Source organism: Acidobacteriota bacterium (genome assembly GCA_040754075.1).
In the GTDB taxonomy this organism is placed as follows: domain Bacteria; phylum Acidobacteriota; class Blastocatellia; order UBA7656; family UBA7656; genus JBFMDH01.
Genome location: JBFMDH010000002.1, coordinates 52,691 through 76,640, shown reverse-complemented (window position 1 = coordinate 76,640; position 23,950 = coordinate 52,691). Strand labels below are relative to the sequence as shown.

The following is a 23,950-nucleotide window of genomic DNA, read 5'->3' as shown; positions in this document are numbered from 1 at the left end:
CTCTATTCATTTTTGCCCGCCGATCACCGATACTGCCAGCTGTCAAAGTTGAGACAGGATGGCAAATATGATGCTGCTGATCGTGGAAGACAATGCCAATATGCGCCGGGTGATTCGCAGCATCGTCAAAGACCTTGCAGAGATTCGCGAGTGCGAGGACGGCGCGCGCGCGCTTGCTGCCTATCGTCAACATCAGCCCGATTGGGTATTGATGGACATCAAGATGGCGGCAGTCGGCGGCATTCAAGCGACGCGCGAAATCAAAGCTGCCTTTCCTGAAGCGCGAATCATTATGGTCACCAATTACGACGATGCGGAGTTGCGCGAAGCCGCCCGCCTCGCCGGAGCCAGCCGCTATGTGCTGAAAGAGAATCTCCTGGAAATCCGCGACATCCTTGCGGCTTCCTGAAGAGGTCTTGCCCCCAACCCTCAGCAAAACGGCACTTCAATTATCTCTAAGGAGAACGCTTATGAATCCCCAATTGAAGAACACGAGTCTCGCTCTGCTGCTCACCTGCATGATTGTCTGGTCGCCGCTTGCCATAACGGCGCAAACCAATACCAACATCACGCCTGTGGTTACGGTGCTGCCCGCGACCTTTCCGATTAATGAAACCGGTTATGCGATAATCAGCATCACCAACGGCAATCCGGCTTCCGCTAAAAGCCTGCAAAGCGGACAGTCGTTCAAAATTACTTTTGATTTTGTCAGCAATCTACAAATTGAAAGCCCTGTACTGGTCAACTCGACAACCTTCACACCGGGCGATTTCGGATTGACGATTAACCACGAGAATAATCAACTGACGATTACCTATGTGGGAGCCGGTAAACTGTTCAAACCCGGCGACAGTTTCGGCGTAAAGGTTTCGTTCTTTACGCCGAGCCAAATCGGCAACGGTCGCATCACGGTTGAAGGCAGCAATCTCAAACCGGCTTTCAACGATATGGTTCCGGCGTATACGCAAATCTCTTTTGTTGACTTCGCCACCGGACCCAAAGGCGATAAAGGCGATAAAGGCGACAAGGGCGACCAAGGCGATAAAGGCGATAAGGGCGACACCGGCGCACAAGGCGTCAAAGGCGATAAAGGGGACAAGGGTGATAAAGGCGATAAGGGTGATAAAGGCGACAAGGGCGATAAGGGCGATATGGGGCTACAGGGATTTAAAGGTGACAAAGGCGACAAGGGAGACCAAGGCGATAAAGGCGACCAAGGCGCACCGGGTGCGCCGGGCACAAACGGCGCACCCGGTGCGTCCTTAAATCCTTTGCAAATCGCGATGCTGCGCTGGTACGAAGCCAATCAACTCGGCTCCTCGTTCATAACAGGAAACCAACCGCAATCGCTGGTCTTTGACGGCGCGAACCTCTGGGTGGCGAACTTTGGCAGCAACAATGTAATGAAGTTCAGAGCCAGCGACGGCGCGCTTTTGAATACCTTTACAGACATCGGTCAACCCGCCTCCAACACCTCTCCGGATACCTTGGCATTCGATGGCATCAATATCTGGGTAGCGAATTACTGGACGAATACGGTAACCAAATTGCGGGCGAGCGACGGCGCGAAACTCGGCACTTACAATGCCGGGAGCAGTCCGACAGGGCTGGCTTTTGACGGGGCAAACATCTGGGTGGCAAACGCCTCCGGCTCGGTCACGAAACTGCGAGCCAGCGATGGCGTCAATCTCGGCGCTTTCAGTTTAGGCGGACAGCCGGAAGCGCTGGCTTTTGATGGGGCAAACATCTGGGTTGCCAACAGCACAGCTCGCACTGTGACCAAGTTAAGAGCAAGCGATGGTACAAACCTCGGCAGTTTCAGCACCGGAATTGTCAGCGCGCCTGTGGCGCTGGCTTTCGACGGCGCGAACCTCTGGGTGGCGAATTATATTGGTAACAAGGTGATCAAATTCCGCGCCAGCGACGGCGTCAATCTCGGAAGTTTTAATGCCATCAATGGCCCATCTGCTGTGGTTTTTGATGGCGTCAGCATCTGGGTTAGCAATCTTGGCAGCGATAACCTGACCAAATTGCGCGCCAGCGATGGCGCTAATCTCGGCACCTTTGCGACGGGCGACGGGCCGACGGCGCTGGTCTTTGATGGCGTGAATGTGTGGGCGGCAAATATGTTCGGCAACACCCTCACCCGCCATTGATGCGCGCCGGTGCAGGCTTTCTACGCTGCAAGCCTGCGCCGATGAGTTTGCCCGGCGAGAGCTTTACCAGCGCACAGGTTCCCGAAAAAATCTTGAGCCAGCAAGCCTTTTTGAATAGTTCAACGCTATCTCACGGAATTTTATTCAGGAGAGTTTATGAAAAGAAACCGACGAATCCTTGCCTTTCTTCTCAGTATCACCCTTGGGCTTTCGTGCCTCGTAATGGCACAAACTTCGACGACCATTTTGCCTGTGGTGAGCATTGCGCCGCCCCTGTTTCCCATCGGACAACCATCGTCCTTCTGCATCACGGTTACTAATGGCAATCCGCTTTCGACGGCAAGCATTATCAACGGCGATAGCTTTACGTTTACCTTTGGTCAGGCTTCGGGAAGCGACCTTACGATTGACAGTCCGGCACTGGTCAATTCGACATCCCTGAGTGCCGGTGACTTCGCCGTGGTGTTGACGGCAACCAATCAGTTGACCATCACCTATCAAGGAGCGACCAAGCCGTTTCGAGCAGGCGAAAGTTTTGCCATCAAACTCAGGCTCACAGCGCCGGCGACCATAGGGTCAGGAAGAATCGTCGCCCAAGGACCGGCGGCAAAAGGCGGCGGGCGTTATAGTGATATGAATCCAGCCATCAGCGCCATCTCTTTTGTTGATTTCGCCACCGGACCCAAAGGCGACAAAGGCGATAAAGGCGACCCAGGGGTGCAAGGCGTCAAGGGCGATAAAGGCGATAAAGGCGATCCGGGGGTGCAATGACCAAAAGGCGACAAGGGCGACAAAGGGGACACCGGCGCACAAGGACTCAAAGGCGATAAAGGCTTGAACTGGCGCGGCGCGTGGAATGCGGCGACCAATTACCTTACGGATGATGCGGTTTCATTCAACGGCTCGGCATGGATTGCCAGACAAGCAAACCTCAATATCCCGCCGATTGAAGGCGCGGACTGGGCGCTGTTGGCTCAGAAAGGCGATACCGGCGCACAGGGCATTCAAGGGCTGAAAGGCGACAAGGGAGATAAAGGCGATACCGGACTACAGGGACCAATTGGGTTGACGGGGGCGCAAGGCACGAAAGGCGACAAAGGCGATAAAGGCGACACGGGTCCAGCGGGACCTGCCGGTACGGTAACTTTGCCGTTTACCGCCAGCGCCAACACCCTCGCCACACTTTTTTCGATAACCAACAGTGATTTCGGCACCGTCATATCCGCAACCGGCGCGGGCGATGCCATCGAAGGTAAGGTTACTGCCAGCGGCACTGGTGTTAAGGGTAGTTCTACAACGAATGGTACGGGTGTTCAGGGCACCAGCAGCACCGGCATCGGCGTGGTTGGCACCACCAATACCATCAACGCGCCTGCGATTCGCGGCGTCAATAACGCCAGCGGCGGACTCGCAGGTCAATTCATCGGCGGGGTATTAGTGACGACATCCATCAGCGCCGCCCAGAAGAATTTCAAAATTGATCATCCGCTCGACCCCGAAAACAAATACCTCTACCACACCTCTGTGGAATCGCCCGATATGAAAAATATTTATGATGGTGTGGCGGCGCTTGATACCAACGGCGAAGCCATTGTGACCTTGCCCGAATGGTTTGAGGCGCTCAACAAAGACTTTCGTTATCAACTGACCGGCATCGGCGGTTTTGCGCCGCTCTATATCGCTGAAGAGGTGACCAACAACCGCTTCAAAATCGCGGGCGGCACGCCGGGCATGAAAGTTTCCTGGCAAGTCACCGGCATTCGGCGCGATGCTTATGCCAATAAATATCGCAGTCCTGTTGAAGCGGATAAGGCAGAAAGCGAACGCGGGCACTTTCTTCATCCTGAAGCTTTCGGACAACCGGAAGAAAAAAGCATCGACTGGGCGAAAGACCCTGAATCGATGCGCCGCTTGAAAGCCCTCCGGGAAAAACCCGAACAGCAGTAATACGCCGTCAGGTTGGCAGCGCAAAATTGACTGCCGGCGCGCCTTGCGAGATGGCTCAGCACGGCGATGGCATCGGTCGGCTGACTCGCCCAGACCGGCGATAAAATGTTTACGGCGCACCATGCCCTGCGATTGGCGGACATCGCTTTGAGTCAGGAGTTGATCATAACTCCTGACTCAAAGCGATAAATCATCTTCCCTCCATCTGAAACGATTAAACTTGCGCGCGCCTCACTTGACACCACCTCGCGCAACGCATATAACCAGCCAATCCAATATTCAATCGGTGGTTGACGTTGGTTTAGTCAGGTTAGCGTGGTTCTCTCTTCATTGCATAAATCGAAATTTTTAAATCAAGGCGAGGGCGCATGAAAGAAAAATCCAGGCGGGGTAATGCGAAGAAAATTTCTTACGACAATCCTTTGCACAAAGCCATCTTTTGGACAGTTATGGCGCTGTTATTTTTAATTCCCCTCGCCTTCAGCACCGCTATTCAAGCGATTTATGCTTTACCCAAATTCGTTCTCTTAATCGTCGGCGCAGCGGCAATTCTCTTATGCCTCGCCCTTCCGCAAACCTCCACTGCTCACCCCATTCACAGCTATTTACCGTTGCTGAAATCAAGGCAAATGAAATTGCTGGCGCTCTATTTCCTGGTGATGATGGTGTCCTCGACCTTAGGGGTTGCGCCGCTGGTGGCGTGGTTTGGCACCAGCAGCAATTTTCTCGGTGTGCTCACCCAACTCGGTTTTTTGGTTGTCGCTGTCGGGGTGATGATCGCCATCAATGAAAGTGAAAAACGCCTGCTTGTCTGTCTATGGACAATGATGAGCAGCGGCAGTCTGGTTGCTCTCTATGCAACCCTGCAGTTTTTCGGCTTGGAGCCATTCGTGCCGACAAGCGTTTACACCTTTGCGTCGGCAATGGGTGAAGTCACGCGGGTGTGCGCGACGCTGGGGCATTCCAATTACCTGGGGAACTTTCTGCTCTACACGCTGCCGCTCGCTGTTGCGTTTGGTATTGCCACAAACGGCAAAGCGCGATGGCTGGCGCTTGCGGGCGCGATGCTTTCACTGGTGGCGATTATTGCCAGCGGCACCAGAGGCGCGTGGGTTGGTTTACTGATGGGCACAGCGATCTTTCTCTTTCTGGAATTTCAAGAGATTATCCAAACCAAAATTTTCGTTGACCGCAAACTTTTGCTGCGAACCCTTGCGGGCGTTTCGGCAAGCCTCATCGTAGTTGCCGTTGTCGTGGTGTTCAGTCCCGCGGCGCGCAGCGTCGCCGAACGGGTGCAGGCTTTGCGGCAAGAAGGCTTTTCGTCAAGCGGGCGACTACTGTTGTGGCGCGATTCAATAAAAATGATTCCTGCCCATGCGCTCATCGGCTGCGGCAGCGAAGGCTTTCGCAAAGCCTTTCTGGCATACAAATCGAAAGAACTGGCGCAACTGTCGCCCAAACAAAATAATGAAAACCCTCATAATGCCTATATCGAAAACGCTGTGGCGTATGGCATCGCCGGTTTTATTTTGTATCTAACGCTCATCATCTCGACGTTGATATATTTTGCGCGGGCGCGACGGCAAAGCAATTCGCCCAGGTGGCGAACCATTACTACAGGGTTGCTGGCGGCTTTCGCCAGCGTGTTGACGCATAATATTTTTATCTTCAATCAAATTTCTACGGGCTTATATTTTTTCACCTTCATTGCGCTCGCTGTGGTTATTGAAAATTTCACCAGGCGACCTGCGCGTGACCGCCAAGCCGCAGCCCCGGCGCATCAAGCCGAGCCGGTAAAAGATAAAAACCCGCCGGTTGAAAAGATGAATGCGTTTGGAGTTCGCGGTCTGGCGGCTTATACAATGACCGGCGTGGCAAGCCTGCTGTTTATCGCGGCGCTCTGGTACAGCGCGGGTTTGATTGATGCGGAGGTCGCTTTCAAAGGATTGTTTGCGCCTGCGGTTTCCGGCAACTTTCAAACGCTGACCAAACAGGGCGAACGGGTAACCAGTAGCCCTATGCCTACGGGCGCTTACGATTTTCTCTATGCCCGTACCCTTGATAGTTACGCGAGACAGTTGGCAAGCGCCCAGCCAACCGGCGGCAATCTTGAAGCGGTGAGAAAAGAGGCGCTCAATCAAGCGATTCTCCACACGGAAAAATCGCTCAGGCATACCAACACCCCGGATTTGAATTATTCACTGCTGGCGCTGCTGGCATTGACGGCGGGCGACCCAGACAGGTTGTACTCAGCGGCAAGCGAAGCGGTCAAATGGGACCCGAACAATTTTCAAACCCGCTGGTTGATGGCGGAAGCCTATTTAGCTCGCGGCGAAAAAGCGCAGGCGCAGCAGGAAGCAGAGATCGCCCTGGAGTTGTATCACACGTCACCGGAAGTGGCGTCAGTTCTGGCGCGGGCGCGTGGGGAAAGCGACCCGCAAGCGGCTTCGTTTAAAATCATGGCTGATCTGCGAATGCTTAATCCGAAAGCGAAACGCAGCGCCGATGAATTGATTGACATTGCCCGCGCGCTTTCGCAAAAAGGCAAATTGCGCAAAGCGCGACTCAAGCTTTTAACCGCGATTGCCCGAGCGGGCGGCAATTGTGCTGACTGTCATCGCGAACTCGCCGTGGTTTATGAAAAAATGGCGAACCTGTCGGAGGCGATTGCCGAATGGCAACTATTTATCGGGCAATCGCCTGAACCCGGCGCCATTGAACAGGCAAAAGCGCGTATCGAAATTTTGAAACAGAAAAAAGCGACACCACAATGAAGCGGTGTTTTCGTAGTAAACCATCGGTTGTCCAACAACCCCACACACCAGAATCCGGCAATGAAAAAAATGACAGTTACACAAGTCGAAGAAGCCACGCCCGACACCGGCGGCGCAACGCAAACCTCAAGCACAAGTTTTGCGACTGAGGAAAATCTTGACGATACGAAGCGACGGCTGTGGTTTTGGATAATCTTTGCGATAGCCTTCGTGTTCTATTTGCAGTTTCAATTCTGGCAACAATCGAGCGGCGGCGACCGCGCCAACTGGGATTATTTCGCTCAAGTGATTGCGCGCGGCGGCGTCCCTTACAAAGATGTGGTCAATATCAAAAGCCCGCTGTCGGCATACATCGGCGCGGCGGCAATTCTACTCGGCAAGCTGTTCGGACTGCGCGACATTCTGGCGATTCGTCTGGTGTTTATGCTGCTTGCGGCGCTTACCGTCGCCTTCGCTTTTCTGGTGGCGCTTGATTTTTTCCGCAACCGCAAAGTCGCCTGGCTTGCCGCAAGCATCCTGCTCGGTTTCACGCCGTTGGCAACCCTCAATGTGGGTGGGATTCAACCGAAAACCCCTATGGTGTTGTTCGGGTTGATTAGTTTGTGGGCGATGAAAAAAGACCGTCCGTTTGCCGCAGGCGTCTGGGGCATGTTATCGGCGTTGTGCTGGCAACCGGGACTTTTATTTGTCGGCGCGGCAGGGCTGGCATTTTCAGGGTATTTAACCAACTGGCGCGATAGGAAAATTCTGAAAGTAATCGGCGGCGCCATGCTGCCTTTAGCCATCCTGCTGGTTTACTTTTTATTGGCGGGAGCACTCAAAGATTTTTACCTGTGGAATATTCATTTCAATGCGACCATCTATGCGGCGGAGGAGATACGCGCCACGGGAAATTTTTTCAAGCACTTTGGCAAACTGTTGAATCAATATTTCAAAATCGTCAACCTCTTCTTTTACCTCGCCGCCGCGGGATTGCTCTTTTTCATCGGGCGCGAAGTGCGACGCAGCCTTCAAGGCGGGCGCGGCTACTGGCTTGATGCCGCGAAAATTCATGCGTTGTTGATTGTGCCACTGGTCTATTTCGCATTTTGCATGATTAATATTCAAAGCGTCCCAGACCTCATTCCGCTGTTGCCGTTTGTGGCTATCCTTGCGGCGCTGACTATGGTTTACGCAATTGAAGGGCTTTTCACCGGTCTTTTGAATGACCGCCTGGTCACGATGCGTCGGCGTCTGGTGAATTGGGCAAGCTTTGCGGTCATCGCTTTTTGTTTAGTTCAAAGCCTGAGTCAGGCGCTTGTTTACAAAGTAACTTCACCAATCCTGCAAGACCAGGATGCGGCAGTTGCCGACATCGTTTCGCAATTGCAACCGGGCGATAAAATTTTTGTATACGGACGCACGGATGTGCTCGCGCTTTCCGGTTTAACCAACGCCAGCAAATATTTTCTGCTTGATAGAGGCAAAGACCGCTACCTCGACCAGATCGAAGCCGGGGGGTTTCAAGGTTGGTTTGAACGCCTGAAAGCCGAACGTCCGAAAATTGTCGTCTATGACCGGTTACGGAGCACTCCCGATCTGGATCGGCTGGTCATCTGGACAGCGGTTGATTATGAACCACGCACCAATGCGGTCTATACCTATTTCATCAGAAAACAACGACCCGATTAGCTTGAGGAATTTAGTGACGCGCAGTATTTGGTCGTCGGTTTGCGGCTGTGCCGCTTTGCTGTGCGGAAAGTCTCTGACATTCCGAGCGCCTTGCCACCTAACGCTTGCATCTGCATTCGCCTCGCTTGACAGTCATTCCTGCAAAGCATATAACCAAGCCCATTCCACAGTGGTTAATTTCAAAATTGATTCGGAGGATTTATGAACCGGCTTCGTCGTCTGCAATTGGTCTTTTTATGGCTCGCGCTGCTTGCGCTCATCACCTCATCATTCAACCGGCAAACGCAAGCATCAACTGCAAATGGTTTCACGCTTGAACAGGTGATGAGTTCGCCCTTCCCTTCCGATTTGATTGCCTCGCCCGACGGCAACAAAATCGCCTGGGTGTTTGACGCTGAGGGCAAACGTAACATCTGGATTGCCGAAGCGCCCGCTTTCAAAGGCAGACAACTGACACGCTATACCGAAGACGACGGACAGGAAATCACCGAACCGGTTTTTTCACCCGATGGCAACACCATCGCTTATGTGCGCGGCGGCGACCCGAACAGTGAAGGCGATATACCCAATCCCACCAGCGACCCGCGCGGCGCAACCCAGGAGGTCTATACCGTCAACACCCGCAACGGACAGGTGGCGCGTTACGGAGCTGGCTCCGCGCCGATGTTTTCCCCGAAAAGCGACCGGGTGATTTTCGCTTATGAAAACCACCTGTGGTCAGCGCCGATTGCCACAAACCCCGCCAGAAAAATTCTCGATACCATCACCAACAAAGACGAGCCGAAAAAGATGTTTGAGATTCGCGGGCAAGTTTCTTCACCTCAGTGGTCGCCAGACGGCACGCAACTCGCGTTTGTCTCTTCGCGCGGCGACCATAGTTTCATCGCCATCTTTGACCCGCGTGCCGAGCGCATACGATTTTTAGAACCCAGTGTAGACCGCGACATCGAACCGCGCTGGTCTACGGATGGCAAACGCATTGCCTATATTCGACTCTTTAATGTCATCGACACCTTTTCAAAAGACAGTGAACGGCTCGTGCCCTGGTCGATTCGCGTGGTTGACTTAGCGAGCGGCAAAGGACGGGAGATTTGGCAATCGGGCACGACCGAGCTTGATTCATTTTCGCGCTTGCCGATGGGCAACAATCAATTTCAATGGGCAGCAAATGACCGCCTTGTCTTTGCTTCGGAGATGGACGGCTGGGCGCATCTTTATTCCATCTCTTCGCAAGGCGGCGAAGCGGTAAAACTCACGCCCGGCGATTATGAAGTTGAAAATGTGGCGTTCTCACCCGACCGCGCGTTTATGGTAGTTGCGGCGAATGCCGGTGACATTGACCGTCGTCATTTGTGGCGCGTGAGTACCAGCGATGGTAAACCGCAAGCCATCACCAGAGGCGAAAGCATAGAGATGTATCCGGCGATGGTTGACGGCGGGCGGCGCATCGCCTGTTTACGTTCGACGGCGCGCGACCCGTTTTTGCCTAATATCGCAAACCTTGACGGCGCGAATATGCAGCCGGTTGCGCCCGATGCCTTGCCGAAAGATTTTCCGTCGGCGGCATTGGTGATTTCCGAACCGGTCATCGTCAAAGCCGCCGATGGCGTCGATGTACATTGTCAGTTGTTCAAAGCGAAAGGCGCGACGGGCAAAACGCCGGGCGTCGTCTTCATGCATGGCGGACCCATGCGACAGATGCTGCTCGGTTGGCATTACGGTTATTACTATCACAATTCCTATGCGATGAATCAGTATTTGGCGAGTCGCGGCTACACGGTGATTTCGGTGAACTACCGGGCTGGAATCGGCTATGGTCGCCGGTTTCGTGAGGCTAAGGGTCGCGGGCAGCGCGGCGCTACCGAGTATCAGGATGTGGTGGCGGCGGCAAAATATCTGCAATCGCGCCCGGATGTGGATGCGCGACGCATAGGGCTTTGGGGCGGCTCGTATGGCGGATTTTTAACGGCGATGGGGCTGGCGCGCAATTCCGATATTTTCGCGGCAGGCGTAGACATTCACGGCGTGCATGATTGGACAGCGCGCGTCGGTCGGTCGCCCTGGGCAACGGGGAATGCCGAAGCCTTGAGAATCGGCAAAGAGTCGTCGCCGATTTCATCTGTCGATAAATGGAAATCGCCGGTGCTGTTGATTCACGGCGATGATGACCGCAATGTGGCTTTTTCACAAACGGTGGAGTTGGCGCGCCGCCTGCGCGAACGCAATATCGAATTCGAGCAAATCGTTTTCCCCGACGATGTGCATGATTTCCTGCGCCACGAAAACTGGCTGCGGGTCTATCACGCCTCGGCAGACTTTTTTGACCGGAAGTTGAAGTGATAAAACTGAATGTCAATCAAATTAACTTTTCACTGTCCTCTATTATATTGATCTCCAGGTAGACAAGGAGGGAATGGAAATTTCACAAAAATTGGTTGTGGAAACTTTGCAAACTTCACTAACAACTGTCCTTGAGGAAGCATCGTTAGTTTGGTTTTCACCTCATTACTAAACGCGCTGTAATTTGGTGTGCGTAGCTCATTGTTTTCTGTTCTTCCAAAGAAATAAGTAGAACTGTTTTCAATAATTTCTTTATCTACGGATGAAGCAAACTGTTCGGCTCCAAATAAGATCAGACCAAGGCTGCGACCACGCGCAGTTATATCTATAAGGCGATCCTTCAATGGTGTCCGCACCTGACCTGATGGAGCAAATTTATTTAATTCATCAACAAAGACAACCACTGCATCTAAATTATCTTCCCCTGCTTCGAGTAAATCACTAATAGCTCTCATTGAACGCCCGAAAACAAGCTTCTGTCCACGATCATTTAACATCTGAATGTCCACAACGTAAATGCTGCCTTCTCTCAAATCATTCCAAGGTATATCAAGCCCTTGCCCTGCTGATGCAATCAGACCTCCATAAGTTCTAGGGAAGCGTTGAAGGTGAGAGCGCATTTTGTTCCAAGTTGCAATATGATTGCCGCGAATCCACTGTTGTTGACCGGCTTGGGCGATTTGTCTATCAATCCAAGTCAACATCTGAGCATAAGTTAAAAGATTTCCTCGTTCAATTTCATCTTGAATTACAAACCAAACACCCTCCATTTTGTCATCCCAATCAAATGAATTAAATAAAGTTGGAATATCTCTGTACATCATAGTCAAATCCCACTGAAAGCGCTGCGTAGCAAGTTCTCTTAGGCTTTGTGTACCATTAGGGTTTTGCGGATTTGATGGTGCAAAAAAACGAGTACCAATAAAAGGTTGAACAGGGATGTTCAGCGAATGATAAATTTTTTGAGACAGTTCATCTTGTTCACTCCTTGGATTAGGTTGGTCTATATAAAGCAAATCCTTACTCTTTACATTGAACATTACTATAGCCAATCTCTTTGAGGTATTTGTAAGAAGTGACTTAATAGCAAATTCAATGGCAGATGTTTTTGATGCCAACCCAGAGATACCAGAAACATTCAAATGCGCTCCTTCAGGTCCCACGAGAAAATCTTCATCAACACTTATTGGTGCCACTGTTCCATCGCCATTTTCAAAAACTCCTATTGGAATAGGTGCCCCGCTAAAAATATTTTCTCCTCTCTCATTCAATATTCCATAAGCAAGCTGGATTCCTAACTTACTGGGGAAGTAAACTCGTGAGCGACCTACAGGTTTAGTTGTTGAAGAAACATTTCGCATGACATCACAAATTACGACAACTACTTCCGAAATATCAGTTGGAACTTCCACTGTTGCTTCGCCAAAATTATGACTCAAATAATCAGCGATAAAGCTATCAATATCACTGTATGATCGCATTTCGGTCACTGTACCAAAGGTAATGTCATTCCGATCATCGGAAAAAGCAGCGACGATATTACCAATTTCTATTCTGCCTATCGCCTCTTCTCTATCAGCAACCCAAAAGTGAAATTTGCTCGAAGTGTTGGGTTCTGATTTGGTTGATACAGTGCGTCCAATAACCCCATAACTTACATTTAAGAAATTCTCTATATTAATCGGATCAGCAGATTCAACATTTTCCTCTTGAGCATTTTCTTCGGGAACCCCTCCCTTCTCTATTTCTACTTCTCTTTCTAATGAATCGGGCATAGGTCTTATCCTTTCATAGCAGCATTGATAGTTGATATTGAAGGCATAATGCTTGCAAGATAGTTCTCACAGGCACAAACCGGGTAAAGATGTTTATCCCATCTTGGTGCAGGATATGATGTAGGTAAGCGATCTGAGAGCAAAGAGCGAGAAAATCTTTCAGCGTATTCAGATGCTCTCTCTGCATGCCTCTGGCTAATTTCAACTCGTACAAGTCCAAATTCAGGATCAGCATTTTGCTTGTCTCTTAAACGAAGATACCAGCTTATTCTTTCTCTTCTGCCCTGCCGAAGATCATCCGCTTCATTCTCTGGAGAGTGAAAGCGAAACGTCCAGGAACGCTCAAATTCGGTCATTCGCATTATTCGGTTATGATCGCTCACCTCAAAATACCGTGAGCCGAAAGACTTACTAACGCCAACACATTTCTCAACATTTTCTTCATTACGAAAATTCATTAAAGTACCATCAACTACGAGAAAACTATTTTGGGCTTCATCACTCAGCCTCCACACAGCAATCAAACGATCTTCTATTTCAAGTCGCCTTTTCTTCGCCTCTTGTAATGCCCGTCTTTTTAAATCATAGTAGTCCCCACCTTGTGCAGGTATTCCGACTACATTAAGTCCCATACGTTCAAATTCTTGTAACCTTTGTTGATCAGGTACTAGCGACCTTTCCACAAATATACCCTGCTCGATCTCTGGACGATTCCAAACTTTGAGTTCATGGTTTTCTCTTCGTAAGATTACGGAAGCCACAACAAAGAAATGCACCGGAAGTAATACTTGGTTGTTACCAATAATTGTGGGGATGAAGCCTATCTGTACAGTTCTCTGCTTCCCATCTTCAAAAAAAGAAAATTCACTACAAGTAGAATCCTCTGGATAATTGAAATTAACTCGATAACACGACTCCATAGATTCCAAGGGATAGGCTTGAAATGATAAATCATCCTGCCCAGTTGGGTTCAATTCTTCCTCTGAAATATTCAATGGGGCAATAACACCATTCTGTGCAGATATAAATTGTCTCGCTCGTTGAAGCGCGTCTTGAGAACTCATTTATTCCTCTCTATGATCCCTTGTCCTCTTGGTCGTTTATAATTTGATGGATTTTACGTCGTACTTTTTTACTAAGCCCATATATAAAAATCTTCTTAGGCTCTTGGCTATTATGGTAAGAGGTGCCCGCTTTTGCATACCCCTTCGTCATTCCAATTTGCAGCCAATTGGCTGCTTTATAACAAGTACCATTGTATAAAGATGGCTGAACAAAAGTTTCTACGATTAGCGGCGTAATAGAGTAATAATCCTTCCAATCATTCACGATTTTTTGGGTAGATACAGACAAAACAGTAGATGCCAGGTTTGGAACATTTACATTAGGAAGTATAAGGAAGCGGCTATTATTGATAACTAAATCACGTATATCTCCTAGGGGAACTTCTAACTTTTGGAGGATTGCATCTCTAGGTTCTAACTGCCAGGCAGGAGAAGAAAAGGACACAGCCCCTAAAATTGTTTCACCTGTTTTAACTAAATATTTCATACATCTTCCAACTAGCACTTTGTGACCCAGATAATGATATTCCTTAACCATTTCATTCCAGATTTTTTCAGCTTTATTTCCCTTAGCAAGTTCCAAATCAATTTTATCTGGGTAATCAATTATAGGTGACGCTACATCAATATTATGCCAAACTCTTTTTTCTTGTTGTAACACACACCTTTTTTTTAACCTTGTGCGAGCAGGAGGCAGCTCAATTACTCCTTTTTCATTTAATTGCAGTAATACATCTCTACATGCTCGATCCTTTAACCACCCATTAGGTTGCTTCCAGTTTAATTTCTCACAAATCACCTTTGAGATGTATGTACGCCCTTTATCAAAATATTTTTGAACACATCGATTTATGACTTTCAAATCCCTTGCCGAAAAATGCCTACCTCTGAGGAATAAAGGAACTTCCTTCTTCTTATTTTTCTTAATCACGCAGTCAATTTCCTTTGGGCTTTAACTATTAGAGTGCTTATTACTTTGGAATCCTATATTACATTCCAACTTTAATATTTATTGATGAAAACTGTTAGTACATTGGAACCTAAGTAAGTTGATATTTTTCAGAGTTCAGAGTAACGCCTTCAGGCGTGAGAGAAGAGCGATTCACGCATAAATGCGTAACTCTCAACCTCAAGAAATTTAGGTTCCACTGTATTAGAAGTATTGCAAATAAAATTTGGCTTGCGCAGATTATCGCATTAACAGCTAAACAGCAACTCAATTGAAATTCCGCCAACTAATGCTTACCGCAATTTTTAAATTTCATTTTCGTTCATTCCATCTTAAAAACAAGACATCTAAAAATCCAATTTCCGCGTCAAGCAGCGGCGAAGTCTGTGTGTTTGCGGGTTTCGGGGTCGTGGAAGGCTAAAACAATATCTTCTTTGGGGACGCCTTCGCGCAGCAGGTCGGCGGCGATGCCGTCTTCTGTCCAATCTTCTTCTATCCAGAATTTTTCATCGTGCAGGCGCACATAGACGCGCATATTCAACACACGCTGGTTGTTTACCCAGCCGACGGTCATCAGGACATAATGGTTGCGCTCATCATCGGCAATCAAAACGGTCTCTTCGCCGGGTGTCGGTTGGCGTTTGTCCCATTCGACAAATTGACCAAGAATCGTTTTTATCAGGTTGCGGTAATGATTCAATTTATCCATGTAACAATCTCCTCTGTATCTATATCCACAACGATAAGCGGAAGCCTATGTCGGTTGATTATAAGCTGTATCGCTTTACGATTGAAGAAATCTTTGTAGGCTGTTTCGCTGACCGCAACATAGAGTTTGCGCTCCGGTTCGGTCTCTTGCATCAGGTAAAAGTAAATATCGTATTGCCCAAGTGCTTCCTTCAAATCCTGTAATTTCGATAGTCCGACAAGGCTCTTCACTTCAACCAGTATCTTTTGCCCGCTGCGCATGGCGACAATCGGTTTTTCTGCTGCTAAATCTGCATAAAGCGTTATTTCTTCATATCTAATTTTGTACGGGTCGGCAGTAATCAGCCAGCCATCTTTTACCAATGCATTTTTTACAGCACTATGAATACTATCGAGTCTTGGCATATTACGATTTTAAGTTCTGAGATTTCCAGAAATGGTATTTCAAAAATCATCGAATGTTCGGGCAGGGTGAGTTCCCTGCCCTTTTAGTTACACTGACAGTTAAAAAAATCAGCCGCGTCCGACCGCGTCGCTGCCTTTCAGTAAATCGCCTTTTAATTTGTCGAGGGCTTTCGCCTGTGCGGTCATCGCTTCAACGATTGACGAAGCGAAGATGTATTCGGCAGGCGTCGTCCAACCCGGTCTTCTGAGTATCAAAATCAACTTTTTGAAATCCTCTTTGCTACTGAGTTTTGCCAGCGCGTCACTTAAATCCGTGACCTTCTTTTCCAGGCGTTTTATATCAATTCGGTGTCCGTTTGGCATAATCGTGTCTCCTTAAATTTTGCCGTTGCAAACGATGCGGGTGAGGTGCAAAGCAAAAGCGAACGCTTTGACAATATCGTCATCACCGGCGGGCAGGAGCGGCATTTAAAATCTAAACGCCTGCTCGTACAGCTTTTCATAGTGACAGATGGTCACTACATAATTTGATGAAGCGGGACTTCATCAACTCAAACAGACGCAAGCGGTGAAAAAAAGAATGCAAATCGCCGGAAAAATATTTCGGGTGGTGATTGGTCACCAAACGGATAAGGCGCGCAAATCATTTATCAAACAGCGCGCCCTGAGCAGCGGAAGCCTTGGCTTTCTTTGCCGGCTTAGTCTTTTTTTCGGCGGGCAGATTATCACTGGTGCCGACCTGGCTGAAAAACAGTTTGGCAGATTTGATATGTTTGCCGCGCACATGCGGGCGGCGGCTGATTTCATCGCAGGCGAGTTTGATGGCAGTTGTCCAACTGGTGGTTTCAACTCTCACTTCCTGCTCGGCATGAGCGGCGGCTAAATCCGGCAGGGTCAAGGTCACTTTATAAACTTTACTGGTCATTTATGGGACTCTTTCAGGCACGATTGCCAAATTTCGTTCGACGCAAGCCAACACTACTATTGCCCGCCGACGTCGTCAACCACTTAACCCACCGCAGCAATAATTTCGGGGTGTCGTCAATAAACCGGTTTGCTTCCCGGCGCTTTTGCTCTCATGATTTTTATTAAACCAGGGAAGAAAATATTTTCGCCGGTGTCTAATATATTCGAGGTTGCTTTTTTATCTCCATGAATTTGAGCGATACGCAACTATCAGAACGTGAACTGGTCACGGCGGCGCAAGCAGGCGACCGCGCGGCGGAGCGCGCCATTTATAAACGCTATAACGAACGGGTTTTTAATCTGGTCGCTTATTCCATCGGCGATACGGTCTTTGCCGAAGATTTAACTCAGACCATATTTTTAAAAATCTTTCGCGCCCTCGCGGGTTTTCGTTTTGAATCGGCGCTTTCGACCTGGATTTACCGCATCGCCCTCAATGAATGTTTGAACCATTCGCGACGCAGCAACCCGGAATATGTGCCGCTTGATGCCATACTGGGAAGCGGTCAGGAATTGGACTGGCATTTACCCCCGGACGTTGAACACCAACGCAACGAGCGGCAGGAAATCATTACCCAAGCGGTAATGGAGCTTTCCCCGAAACTGCGCGCCGTGGTGGTCTTGAAATATATCGAAGGGCTTTCTTACGAAGCGATTGCCGAGGTGCTTGAGTGTTCTGCGGGAACCGTCGCCTCGCGCCTCAGTCGCGCCCTAAGCCATCTCGAATCGCGGCTCAGACCGCTTAGAAAAATTTTATAAAGTGGAGAACGCTGCCTCTCTCGTTTGAGAAAACGAATGGTAAAGAAGCTAAGGATGTGCAGGTTGAACAACTCATTTGGCGGGTTGTTTCATTCAAGCATCGAAGGAGTTATCCAATATGAGATGCTTACGTTTTGATATACATAAAAATTTTCCGTTTTACATAGACGACGAGTTGAATCCGGCAAAAACCAAACAACTCGAAGACCATCTGCTGGATTGCAACTGGTGTCGCGCGCAGGTGGCGCGACTGCGTGACGGGCAACGCTTCGCCGCAAAACTCGCCCGCCGCCAACCGCCGCGCGATAACTGGGCAGCGATTGCCGCAGCCCTCGACAATCAATCCGCCGGGACGCCTGCGGGTTTACCTAAACGCCGGTTCACCATCCGCCGCGAATTTTTTCTTTCACCCTGGTTTGCCGTCATCATCCTTGCGCTGATGGTTGTCGGACTGAGTCTCGCTTTAATCATTCAAGCCCGCGAACCGCAAGAAATTTATGCCGCGCGCATTTTCGGACAGTTTGACCGCGATGAATATCACCCGGTCAATATCAGCGAGATGGAAAGCAACAAAGCGTCGCACGTGGTCGCCGAAGGCTACGTCAGTGAAGTGAAAATCAGTCCCGAAGACGGTGATTTGGTATTCAAGCTGGTCGAAGACATCGAGCGTCCGTCGCCGTTTATCGTTTGCGAAATCATCAGCCCGATTCACCTTGAACCGCCAACTGTCGGTTCGCGCGTGCGGGTCTATGGCGTCAGTCGTTACGATGCCGAAGAAGGCCGCGAATGGTACGAAGTTCATCCGGTGCTCAACATCGAAGCCCTGGATACCCATAAACGTAAATTTTGAATTTTGATGAAGTTGTTTTCGATGTCCTCCACTATTCGGTTGCCGTATTCAATGCTGCAACAAGAAACATTGAATACGGCTTTTTTTCAGCAGTCATAAGATTCAGGAAATTAGCAACAATAATATCAATCTTAGGAGAAGAGCATGAGTAAATCCCTGATGAGCGCTTTGCATAAAACTTTCGCGGCGCTTTCAATCCTACTGCTCACTTTCGTCACTTTGGTGAATCCCACCTTCGCCACCACAATTACAAAATTAACCGGCAGCGTAAAAGATTCCCGCGGCGATGCCATTGTTGATGCCAACGTCGTGTTGCTCACTGCGCAGCAGGCAACCGTCGCTTCCACAAAAACCGACACTCAGGGTCGTTTCAATTTCGATGATATTCCCGAAGGCAATTATTTGCTCATCGTCAGCGCCAAAGGTTTCGCAGACCGTCGCGAAGCCATCAACACGCGACTGTCAACCGCCGAAGTATCGGTGACGCTCGAACCGCGAATCGATGCCGAAACCGTCACCGTAACCGCTAACACCGGACTCGTCGAAAGCGTCGAAAACACCACCCAACAGGTCAACGTCATCAACGAAGAGGTGATTGCCGAACGCGCCAAAGCGGTCACCGCGCAAATTTTCACCGAAGAGGCAGGCTTGCATTTGCAACGCACCAGCCCGACGGTTTCCGGCGTCTTCATTCGCGGACTGGTCGGCAACAAAGTCAATGCCTTCATTGACGGTGTGCGTTATTCAAACGCGGCGCAGCGCGGCGGCGTCAGTTCGTTTTTCAATCTGATTGATGTCTCGAACCTGCAAGCCACCGAAGTATTGCGCGGACCCAACAGCGCGCAATACGGCAGCGACGCGCTCGGCGGCAGCATTCAATATCTGACGCGCACCCCTGCGCTTACCGAAACCCCGCAAAGCGAAAGTCGTTTGAGCCTGTTTGGCAACACCGCCGATGCCAGTTTCGGTTCAAGCCTGACGACCGGTTATTCAACCAGACATTTCGGACTCCTGGCGAATTTCGCGGGACATCGCGTCAATAATTTGCGCACCGGGCATGAACGCGATTCGCACAATGCGGTGACGCGCTTTTTCAACCTGAGTTCCGATCTGGTGATTGATGACCGCATACCCGATACTGCGTTTACGCAATATGGCGGCATGTTGAAAATGAATTTTTCGCCAACCACCAAAGACCAGTTTATCACCAGCTATATTCGCAGCCAGATTGATGGCGGCAAACGTTGGGATCAGTTGCTTGGCGGCGATGGCAATTTGATTGCTGACCTGCGCAACTTCATGCTTGACCTGTTTTATGTGCGTTATAACCGCATGAATTTTGGCTGGTTCGATAGCTTTTCTGCGGGATATTCATTCAACTCGCAACGCGAAGAGCGCGTCAATCAAGGCGGCAACGGCAATCGCAATGCGTCGATCAATCACGAGTATGAACGCACCAATGTGCATGGGCTTCAGGCTTTCGCCAATAAACAAATCGGTTCGCGCAATAACTTTTTGCTCGGCGGTGAATTTTATAGCGAAGGTATCAACGCGCCATCATTCGGCGTCAATCCCGTAACCCAGGTTTCGACTTTAAGGCGCGGGCGCGTGCCCGATGATGCCGAGTTCAAAAGCGGCGGCGTCTACGCGCAGGATGTCTTCGATGTCATCAGCAGCAAATTGCGATTGATTGGCAGTGTGCGCTACAGCAGATACGCTTATGATTCACGCGCCGCCAATTCGCCTGTGGTCAATGGCAGACGGTTATGGCCCGATGATTCATTCGACATAGACGCCGTCACCTTTCGCGCAGGCGCGGTCATCTCGCCCGTTGAAGGCTTGAATTTTGTTTTTAATATCGCCAGAGGTTTGCGCGCGCCGCACATCACCGATTTAGGCACGCTCGGACTTACGGGTGATGGTTTTGAAATCGCCGCGCCCGATGTTGCAGGGCTTGGTGGGTTTGTCGGAACCTCTGCGGCAAGCAGCGCCGTGTCGTCAGGGCTTCCGGTCGAACAACTCAAACCCGAAAGCAATTTGACTTACGATTTCGGCGCGCGCTATCGCAATCAACGCTTCGATACCGACTTCGCTTTCTTCATCAATGACATCTCCGACAACATTCAAAAACAGGCGCTCATTTTACCGCAGGGCGCAGTCGGTTTAAGACTGGGCGACCAGACCATCACTCAACAACTCGCCAATGGTACGGTCTTCGTTCCCGTAGCCTCGGCAACCCCTGTGTTGGTGCGCGCCAATTTCGATGATGTCAGACTCTATGGATTCGAGCATACATTGGAAGTGAAGCTTGCCGCTCACTGGTCGGCATCGACGGCTTTCACCTACATTCACGCCGAAGACAAACGTTCGGGGCTGCCGCCGAATATCGAAGGCGGAACGCCACCCGCCGATTTCTATTTGAAACTGCGTTATGCGCCATCGGGAAGCAAATTCTGGTTTGAACCGTATGTTCACGCGGTTGACCGGCAGACGCGACTTTCGTCGCTTGATTTAGGTGACCGTCGCACAGGCGCAGGGCGTTCGCGCTCAAGCATCGCCAATTTCTTCAACAACGGCGCAAGGGCGCGCGGACTGGTGAATGCGGGACCCGATGGTATTGCCGGCAATGCCGATGACCGTTTGAATGCGACGGGCGAAACCTTAGCGCAAATTCAAAACCGTGTACTCGGCGTCGGCGTCAATTCGTCATCGCTTTACACAGCCATCCCGGGTTACATCACTTTCAACGCGCGCGGCGGGTTTCGTATCGCTGAACGTCACGAAGTGATGATTGATTTTGAAAACATCGGCGATAGAAATTATCGCGGCATCAGTTCGGGATTGGATGCGCCGGGACGCGGAGTGTATTTGAGATATAGCACACGGTTTTAGTGCGAAAGGCAAAAGTTAAAAGGCAAAAGGCAAAAGTAGAAAAGCGCACAGTAAATTGGTTGATGTGCTGCTCGGCGTCAATGTCTTAGTAACGCCCCTTGGCGGAATTAAAACCGTTTTCACTCTTGCCTTTTGCCTTCACACGGCGCTTTCACTTCGCCGATTGAAAACTACTGCGGCTGGCGCGAACAATGGCGCCAGTCTTTTTTACTTCGACGCGAAGTTGATGCGCGCGACCGTCATTGCGCGATTTTTCGGACGGGTAATAGGCGACGGTGTAGCCCGATTGAATCTCTTCGGCAATGGCTTTGAAGACCGGCGTGAAATCGCTGACGTCGGCGGAAAAATCTGCGCCGCCGGTCGAAGGCACAACCCGCGACACATCGAGCAAAGTCATGATACGCGGTTGATTGCCGCCCGCCGGATAAGATGGCAGGGTAATTGAATAGACCGTCACTTCGGCATCATTTGCGCTTTGAATCAATTCAGTTTGCTCTGTCGGGTCTACGTTGTCATAACCATCAGTCACAATCACTACAACGCGACGCAAACGTCGCGCGCCGCGATAGCGCGGCACTTTTTTGAGCATTTCAACTGCCCGACCGATGGTCGCAAAAATGCGCGTTGAACCCGAAGTATCTTTGATTTTTCTGAATGCCTGAGAAATTTTATTGGCATCATTGCTGAAATCCTGCAACACGCGAATTTCATTGTTAAACGCAACCACCGAATAGACCGATTCGCGTTGTACCAGACTCATGAACTTTTCCGTCGCCTGTCGCTGACGGTCTATTTCTTCGGGGGTAATGCTGCCGGAAATATCAAAGGCAAAGACCACGGCGAGCGGGCGCGTGAAGGCGGCTTTTTCATTGGCTTCAAAAAACTCGACTTTCTGCGGTTCGTTGTCTTCGTAAATCACAAAATCTTCGCGTTTGAGATTACGCAGGAAATTGCCGTCTTTGTCGGTGATGGTCACATCGATGGCGACGAGGTCGGTCTGTAGTTTGATGGGTTTGTCATCTTGCTGCGCCAAAGCAGAAAGCAGGAGACTGAGAGTCAGGATAATACAAATTCCTATACGCATAATTTTGAAACCACAACATAAATTTCAAAGGTTCGCTCCGAATCACTTTACACCAATTACAAAGCCCGCGCGAAGTCCATGCAAAGCTTGTCCGTATTGCCCGCCGGCGAATTCGCTCCTATGATTCAAGACATGAAAAAATTATTCGGTTCGCTGATTTTAATTTTTGCCCTCATCGCTCATTCATCGAAGGCTTTTGCTCAACAACCTGCGGCTTCGGATGAACTCACCGAAATCGCCAAACAACTGGTCGCTTCACTGGTCAAAGAAGATTTCGCAAGTGTGGTGAAAAATTTTGATGACACCATGAAACGGGTTTCACCCGAAGATAAATTGCGCGAAACCTGGAAAGCGGTCATCGGGCAGGTCGGCGCGTTCAAAAATCAATACGGCGTGCGCAAAGAGAAAGCCGCAGAGTTCGATGCCGTGGTGGTGTCCTGCGAATTCGCGTTGTTTGCCGTCGATGTCAAAGTGGTGTTCAACGGACAAAAACAGATTAGCGGTCTATTCTTTTTACCGGCAAGCACGCCGCCGCCCGCAAAACCCGCTTCGGCATTCAAAAAACCCGATTATGCCAACCTCGATTCATTTATCGAAAAAGAGGTAACGGTCGGCGCGGGCGAATGGGCGCTTTCGGCAACCCTCACGTTGCCGAAAGGCGAAGGCAAGTTTGTGGCAATCGTTTTGGTGCATGGGTCTGGACCGCACGACCGCGACGAAACGATTTTTCAAAATAAACCCTTTCGTGACCTTGCCTGGGGTCTGGCTTCGCAAGGGATTGCCGTCTTGCGCTACGAAAAACGCACCAAAGCACACGCGGCAAAACTTGTGGCGATTGCCGAAAGCGTCACCGTCAAAGAAGAGGCTGTAGATGATGCGCTGGCGGCTGTCGCACTGTTGAAGACTAATGAAAAAATCGATGCGAAAAAAATATTCGTGCTCGGTCACAGTCTCGGCGGAATGCTATTGCCGCGCATTGCCAAAGGGGATGCCAGCATCGCCGGATTGATTTCGCTTGCCGGGCTGACCCGCCCTCTGGAAGATACCATTCTCGAACAGATGACCTATATCGCGTCGCTTGAAGGTAATGTTTCTCCGCAAGCGCAACAGCAACTCGAGATTGTTAAAGCGCAGGTCGCCAAAGTGAAAGATGCCACTTTAAAGCCCGGCGATAAAGGCTTGTTGCTTGGGGTTCCGGGAAGTTACTGGCTCGATTTGCGCGGTTACAATCCACCCGAAGAAGCCAAGAATCTGAAACAGCCCATGTTGATTTTACAGGGCGAAAAAGATTATCAGGTAACCTTGAAAGATTTTGAGAATTGGAAAGCGGCGCTCGGCGCAAGAAAAGATGTCGAGTTCAAAAGCTATGCGAAACTCTATCACCTGTTCATTGAAACCGAAGAAAAAGCCGCGCCGTCAAATTACGCCAAAGAAGGCAACATCGCAAAGTACGTCATTGATGACATTGTCGCATGGATTAAGCGGCAGAAGTGAATGAAGGCTGTTGAGTTTTATAGCGAAAGATATTCGCTAAATCTTCTTGATGAATTGCCATCTTTAGCTGAGAAAATGAATCGCCTCTGGCTTGAGCTGATGAATTGCCGTCAGCT

Annotated in this window: 19 protein-coding genes; 11 read left to right on the top strand and 8 right to left on the bottom strand. The window is 49.8% G+C overall.

Annotation, left to right across the window (positions count from 1 at the left end):
- The first annotated feature begins 58 nt into the window (after window positions 1-58).
- The 7 genes from AB1757_02430 to AB1757_02400 all read left to right on the top strand — a co-directional run bounded on the left by AB1757_02430 (window position 59) and on the right by AB1757_02400 (window position 10,888).
- A complete protein-coding gene (locus AB1757_02430) occupies window positions 59-409 on the top strand; it encodes a response regulator transcription factor (protein MEW6125895.1) in 351 nt (116 codons plus the stop codon).
- A 61-nt stretch (window positions 410-470) separates the two neighbouring features.
- Entirely contained in the window at window positions 471-2,156 is a 1,686-nt protein-coding gene (locus AB1757_02425; protein ID MEW6125894.1) for a hypothetical protein, read from the top strand.
- Between the two features lie 156 nt (window positions 2,157-2,312).
- On the top strand, window positions 2,313-2,927 hold the full coding sequence (locus AB1757_02420) for a hypothetical protein (protein MEW6125893.1): 615 nt from the start codon (window positions 2,313-2,315) through the stop codon (window positions 2,925-2,927).
- Between the two features lie 63 nt (window positions 2,928-2,990).
- On the top strand, window positions 2,991-4,103 hold the full coding sequence (locus AB1757_02415) for a hypothetical protein (protein ID MEW6125892.1): 1,113 nt from the start codon (window positions 2,991-2,993) through the stop codon (window positions 4,101-4,103).
- A 368-nt stretch (window positions 4,104-4,471) separates the two neighbouring features.
- Entirely contained in the window at window positions 4,472-6,877 is a 2,406-nt protein-coding gene (locus AB1757_02410; GenBank protein MEW6125891.1) for an O-antigen ligase family protein, read from the top strand.
- 69 nt (window positions 6,878-6,946) lie between these two features.
- Entirely contained in the window at window positions 6,947-8,548 is a 1,602-nt protein-coding gene (locus AB1757_02405) for a DolP-mannose mannosyltransferase (GenBank protein ID MEW6125890.1), read from the top strand.
- A 201-nt stretch (window positions 8,549-8,749) separates the two neighbouring features.
- A complete protein-coding gene (locus tag AB1757_02400) occupies window positions 8,750-10,888 on the top strand; it encodes an alpha/beta fold hydrolase (GenBank protein MEW6125889.1) in 2,139 nt (712 codons plus the stop codon).
- A gap of 29 nt (window positions 10,889-10,917) precedes the next feature.
- Here the strand turns inward: AB1757_02400 and AB1757_02395 are convergent, their stop codons facing one another.
- From AB1757_02395 to AB1757_02365, 7 genes are all read right to left on the bottom strand, one after another.
- Window positions 10,918-12,663 carry a hypothetical protein gene (locus tag AB1757_02395; protein ID MEW6125888.1) on the bottom strand — a complete coding sequence of 582 codons (1,746 nt, stop codon included), beginning with the start codon at window positions 12,661-12,663 and terminating at the stop codon, window positions 10,918-10,920.
- Window positions 12,664-12,668: 5 nt separating this feature from the next.
- A complete protein-coding gene (locus AB1757_02390; GenBank protein ID MEW6125887.1) occupies window positions 12,669-13,727 on the bottom strand; it encodes a hypothetical protein in 1,059 nt (352 codons plus the stop codon).
- 10 nt (window positions 13,728-13,737) lie between these two features.
- The gene (locus AB1757_02385; protein ID MEW6125886.1) at window positions 13,738-14,658 is read right to left on the bottom strand and encodes a Druantia anti-phage system protein DruA; all 921 of its coding nucleotides are present in this window, start codon (window positions 14,656-14,658) and stop codon (window positions 13,738-13,740) included.
- A gap of 385 nt (window positions 14,659-15,043) precedes the next feature.
- Window positions 15,044-15,385, bottom strand: coding sequence for a XisI protein (locus AB1757_02380; GenBank protein MEW6125885.1), 342 nt, complete (start codon window positions 15,383-15,385; stop codon window positions 15,044-15,046).
- Window positions 15,373-15,789, bottom strand: a complete 417-nt coding sequence (locus AB1757_02375) for a XisH family protein (protein ID MEW6125884.1) — start codon at window positions 15,787-15,789, stop codon at window positions 15,373-15,375. Before AB1757_02375 ends, AB1757_02380 begins: the two co-directional genes overlap by 13 nt.
- A gap of 108 nt (window positions 15,790-15,897) precedes the next feature.
- On the bottom strand, window positions 15,898-16,152 hold the full coding sequence (locus AB1757_02370; GenBank protein MEW6125883.1) for a hypothetical protein: 255 nt from the start codon (window positions 16,150-16,152) through the stop codon (window positions 15,898-15,900).
- A 280-nt stretch (window positions 16,153-16,432) separates the two neighbouring features.
- On the bottom strand, window positions 16,433-16,714 hold the full coding sequence (locus AB1757_02365; protein ID MEW6125882.1) for a hypothetical protein: 282 nt from the start codon (window positions 16,712-16,714) through the stop codon (window positions 16,433-16,435).
- A gap of 227 nt (window positions 16,715-16,941) precedes the next feature.
- On the opposite strand from AB1757_02365, the gene AB1757_02360 reads away from it, so the two are divergent.
- The 3 genes from AB1757_02360 (at window position 16,942) to AB1757_02350 (ending at window position 21,256) form a co-directional block, all read left to right on the top strand.
- Window positions 16,942-17,514 carry a sigma-70 family RNA polymerase sigma factor gene (locus AB1757_02360; protein ID MEW6125881.1) on the top strand — a complete coding sequence of 191 codons (573 nt, stop codon included), beginning with the start codon at window positions 16,942-16,944 and terminating at the stop codon, window positions 17,512-17,514.
- Between the two features lie 118 nt (window positions 17,515-17,632).
- Complete coding sequence (locus AB1757_02355) at window positions 17,633-18,364, top strand: zf-HC2 domain-containing protein (GenBank protein MEW6125880.1); 732 nt, start codon at window positions 17,633-17,635, stop codon at window positions 18,362-18,364.
- Between the two features lie 144 nt (window positions 18,365-18,508).
- Window positions 18,509-21,256: a TonB-dependent receptor gene (locus tag AB1757_02350; protein ID MEW6125879.1), complete on the top strand. Its 2,748-nt coding sequence runs from the start codon at window positions 18,509-18,511 to the stop codon at window positions 21,254-21,256.
- 151 nt (window positions 21,257-21,407) lie between these two features.
- Here the strand turns inward: AB1757_02350 and AB1757_02345 are convergent, their stop codons facing one another.
- Window positions 21,408-22,340: a VWA domain-containing protein gene (locus AB1757_02345; GenBank protein MEW6125878.1), complete on the bottom strand. Its 933-nt coding sequence runs from the start codon at window positions 22,338-22,340 to the stop codon at window positions 21,408-21,410.
- A 120-nt stretch (window positions 22,341-22,460) separates the two neighbouring features.
- Here AB1757_02345 and AB1757_02340 point away from each other — a divergent pair, with 120 nt between their 5' ends.
- A complete protein-coding gene (locus tag AB1757_02340) occupies window positions 22,461-23,834 on the top strand; it encodes an alpha/beta fold hydrolase (protein MEW6125877.1) in 1,374 nt (457 codons plus the stop codon).
- Window positions 23,835-23,950 lie beyond the last annotated feature (116 nt).

Excerpts from the sequence above, each read along its gene's own strand:
- AB1757_02430 (MEW6125895.1), top strand. The coding sequence starts at position 59 with ATGGCAAATATGATGCTGCTGATCGTGGAAGACAATGCCAATATGCGC.
- AB1757_02425 (MEW6125894.1), top strand. The coding sequence starts at position 471 with ATGAATCCCCAATTGAAGAACACGAGTCTCGCTCTGCTGCTCACCTGC.
- AB1757_02420 (MEW6125893.1), top strand. The coding sequence starts at position 2,313 with ATGAAAAGAAACCGACGAATCCTTGCCTTTCTTCTCAGTATCACCCTT.
- AB1757_02410 (MEW6125891.1), top strand. The coding sequence starts at position 4,472 with ATGAAAGAAAAATCCAGGCGGGGTAATGCGAAGAAAATTTCTTACGAC.
- AB1757_02405 (MEW6125890.1), top strand. The coding sequence starts at position 6,947 with ATGACAGTTACACAAGTCGAAGAAGCCACGCCCGACACCGGCGGCGCA.
- AB1757_02400 (MEW6125889.1), top strand. The coding sequence starts at position 8,750 with ATGAACCGGCTTCGTCGTCTGCAATTGGTCTTTTTATGGCTCGCGCTG.
- AB1757_02395 (MEW6125888.1), bottom strand. The coding sequence starts at position 12,663 with ATGCCCGATTCATTAGAAAGAGAAGTAGAAATAGAGAAGGGAGGGGTT.
- AB1757_02390 (MEW6125887.1), bottom strand. The coding sequence starts at position 13,727 with ATGAGTTCTCAAGACGCGCTTCAACGAGCGAGACAATTTATATCTGCA.
- AB1757_02380 (MEW6125885.1), bottom strand. The coding sequence starts at position 15,385 with ATGGATAAATTGAATCATTACCGCAACCTGATAAAAACGATTCTTGGT.
- AB1757_02375 (MEW6125884.1), bottom strand. The coding sequence starts at position 15,789 with ATGCCAAGACTCGATAGTATTCATAGTGCTGTAAAAAATGCATTGGTA.
- AB1757_02370 (MEW6125883.1), bottom strand. The coding sequence starts at position 16,152 with ATGCCAAACGGACACCGAATTGATATAAAACGCCTGGAAAAGAAGGTC.
- AB1757_02365 (MEW6125882.1), bottom strand. The coding sequence starts at position 16,714 with ATGACCAGTAAAGTTTATAAAGTGACCTTGACCCTGCCGGATTTAGCC.
- AB1757_02360 (MEW6125881.1), top strand. The coding sequence starts at position 16,942 with ATGAATTTGAGCGATACGCAACTATCAGAACGTGAACTGGTCACGGCG.
- AB1757_02355 (MEW6125880.1), top strand. The coding sequence starts at position 17,633 with ATGAGATGCTTACGTTTTGATATACATAAAAATTTTCCGTTTTACATA.
- AB1757_02350 (MEW6125879.1), top strand. The coding sequence starts at position 18,509 with ATGAGTAAATCCCTGATGAGCGCTTTGCATAAAACTTTCGCGGCGCTT.
- AB1757_02345 (MEW6125878.1), bottom strand. The coding sequence starts at position 22,340 with ATGCGTATAGGAATTTGTATTATCCTGACTCTCAGTCTCCTGCTTTCT.
- AB1757_02340 (MEW6125877.1), top strand. The coding sequence starts at position 22,461 with ATGATTCAAGACATGAAAAAATTATTCGGTTCGCTGATTTTAATTTTT.